1 protein-coding gene is annotated in these 620 nt (G+C 44.5%); it reads left to right on the top strand.

What is annotated here, in order from left to right; genetic code table 11:
* Nucleotides 1-151: 151 nt before the first annotated feature.
* On the top strand, nucleotides 152-620 hold a 469-nt coding region (locus tag R8O10_RS26035), incomplete at its 3' end, for a transporter substrate-binding domain-containing protein (protein WP_318192071.1).

Here is a 620-nt window from a genome sequence, read left to right on the forward strand (position 1 = left end):
TAAATCCTGTCAAATAAACGCCTACCGCCACAGCTCAAACTGTGGCGGTTTTGTTTTCTACCACCAATTCCTTCTCTTTGAACAATCTTGATGATTTTTTGAGCACAACTTATGCTTAGAGTTCTACTCCACCATTAAACTGGACGTGAACGTGACCATATCTAAGTTTTGGGCAATGCTGTTCTTTCTGTTGTCGGCGTCCGTTTACGCTTTGGAAATCTCACCATTAAAACAGCCTCCGTACACGGGTGACTTGGATGTCATTAAAGAGAAAAACGTATTGCGCGTTTTAGTCTCTGCCGATTTAGGCTTCTACTATATCGAAGGAGGAACACCAAAAGGGATTGGCGCAGAGCTGCTGGCTCACTTTGAAAAAGATTTACGCAAAATCAAACCCAAACTGAACGTACAAATCATCCCTCTAGCGCGAGACCAATTGCTCCCTTCTCTCGAAAACGGCTCTGGTGATTTAGTGGTGGCAAACTTGACGATCACAGAGGCCCGCAAACAAAAAGTCGACTTCAGTACCCCAATCTTATCCGGCATCGAAGAGTGGGTGATCACCAACAAAAGTACTCCAACCATCACCAAACTTGAGCAGTTGAGCGGTAAGGAGATTT

It is taken from the genome of Vibrio sp. 1727 (genome assembly GCF_033344415.1).
Taxonomy (GTDB): domain Bacteria; phylum Pseudomonadota; class Gammaproteobacteria; order Enterobacterales; family Vibrionaceae; genus Vibrio; species Vibrio alginolyticus.